The sequence below is a fragment of the Pseudoalteromonas sp. S558 genome, assembly GCF_005886635.1.
GTDB classification, from domain to species: domain Bacteria; phylum Pseudomonadota; class Gammaproteobacteria; order Enterobacterales; family Alteromonadaceae; genus Pseudoalteromonas; species Pseudoalteromonas aliena.
Genome location: NZ_PNDU01000044.1, coordinates 1 through 1,992 on the forward strand (window position 1 = coordinate 1; position 1,992 = coordinate 1,992).

The 1,992-nt window shown below is 40.4% G+C and carries 1 protein-coding gene and 1 pseudogene; both read left to right on the plus strand.

The genetic code is table 11. The features are described 5' to 3' along the window. Nucleotides 1–63 precede the first annotated feature (63 nt). A pseudogene (locus tag CWB66_RS03460) lies at nt 64–213 on the plus strand (Mobile element protein); the annotation flags it as partial. 517 nt (nt 214–730) lie between these two features. Further along, the gene (locus tag CWB66_RS03465; RefSeq protein WP_138584347.1) at nt 731–1,705 is read left to right on the plus strand and encodes a transposase; all 975 of its coding nucleotides are present in this window, start codon (nt 731–733) and stop codon (nt 1,703–1,705) included. Nucleotides 1,706–1,992 lie beyond the last annotated feature (287 nt).

The window sequence follows — 1,992 nt, forward strand, 5'->3', positions numbered from 1 at the left end:
TTTTTGCAGTTTGGCGAACTAGGTACTAGGCTTTTATCAGTGTGAAAACAAGCAGGGGGTCTTATGGCAATCGCAAGAAAGCGTCAAGTAAGTTTGGTTGATACAAAGTACTACCACTGTATTTCACGTTGTGTTCGGCGTGCTTTTTTGTGCGGTGAAGACCATTTTACTGGTCAATCTTACGAACACCGCAGAGGGTGGGTTGAAGACAAACGGGAATAATAACAAAGACACCCACTCTAATAGGCACCAAACAACAATGACACCCACTTAAATAGTGGGTGTTGATTTACTGATAACACGTTGTAATAAAACAATATAATACTAAAAAGTAACGAAATAATATAATGCAGTCATTGTAAATCTATATTACAAATATGCTCTTTAACAACATGGATGTTGTAAGGGCTTAGGTTTTTAGCCTAAGCCCTTATCTTTTATTCCCGCCAAACAGCGGCTCCGGCGGTAAAAAAATCAGCGAAAAAGGGCGCGTCTCCCGCGTCTGGAAAAAGCGCTGCGCAAGCGCCTAAATCTAACTCAGACAGCGCCAGTAATGCGATCGCAAGTGAAACCCATATTACTGAGCAAGCATGCCGCTCAGACTCGGTTTCAATGCTAGTTTGAATCGCTCCGCGGGAGCCATAAATAAACTAGACACCCACCCTAATTTTTGCAGTTTGGCGAACTAAGTACTAGGCTTTTATCAGTGTGAAAACAAGCAGGGTGTCTTATGGCAATCGCAAGAAAGCGTCAAGTAAGTTTGGTTGATACAAAGTACTACCACTGTATATCACGTTGCGTACGCCGTGCATTTTTATGTGGTGAAGACTATTTTACGGGTCAATCTTACGAGCATCGTAGAGGGTGGGTTGAAGACAAACTGCTTGAGTTAGCTAAGGTATTTTGTATTGACGTCTGTGCTTATGCTGTCATGAGCAATCATACGCACTTAGTGTTGTATGTTGATAATAAAAAAGCGTATCGGCTTAATGATAAAGCGATTGTTATTCGGTGGCACAAGCTGTGCAAAGGCACCGTACTTACGCAAAAATACATACAGGGCGAAAAGCTAGGTAAAGCTGAACTTATCTTTTTTAATCAAACAGTAAAGGAATATCGAGAACGCCTATCAAGTATTAGCTGGTTTATGCGGTTGTTAAATGAAAACATTGCTCGCAGAGCAAATAAAGAAGATAACTGCACTGGCCGTTTTTGGGAGGGACGTTTTAGTTCGCAAGCGTTATTAGATGAAGCTGCATTGGCGGCCTGCATGGCGTATGTGGACTTAAACCCTATCAGAGCCAAAATGGCAAAGACACCAGAAGAATCAGACCATACCAGTGTTCAAAAGCGACTAACATACGCAAAAGATGGCAAACAACCAAAACAACTACTGCGCTTTGCAGGCATGCCACGTCAAATCATGCCAAAAGGACTCCCTTTTGAGCTTAAATCGTACCTTCAACTTGTTGAGTTAACAGGACGTTGTATACGAGAGGACAAACGAGGGTATATTGAGAGTACACACTTACCCTTACTCGAAAGAGTCAATATTTCCCCAGAAAACTGGTTAAAACTCACCACACAATTTACGCGCGTATTTCACGGCGCAGTAGGGCGACCCAGCTCACAAGGAAGTTACTGTGAAAGCTTAAACAGAAAACGGCGAGCGAATATCAGTAACTGCGAAAAGCTACTGGCATAGACTTAAACTATTCATTAATAAATCATAACTGCACCAATGCAGTTGTTTTTATGCGTATAATTTAGGTTTATAGATGAAAGTGGCTTATTTAGTAGATGAAAAGAAGTAACGCAGTCTTAAAAAATAAATTATTAACCTAAAAAAATAAATCTAGTGACACAGCTTTGCTTGCTAATTTAGAGTGGGTGTCTAGTTTATTTCTCTAGTTTATTTCCGTTGTAAAAAATCAAAAACAGGTAAAGAAGTAATTCAAAGACTACGCGATAAAGGTAAAATAAAAAACACGC

Coding starts and splice junctions, on each gene's coding strand:
- CWB66_RS03465 (WP_138584347.1), top strand. CDS start 731: ATGGCAATCGCAAGAAAGCGTCAAGTAAGTTTGGTTGATACAAAGTAC.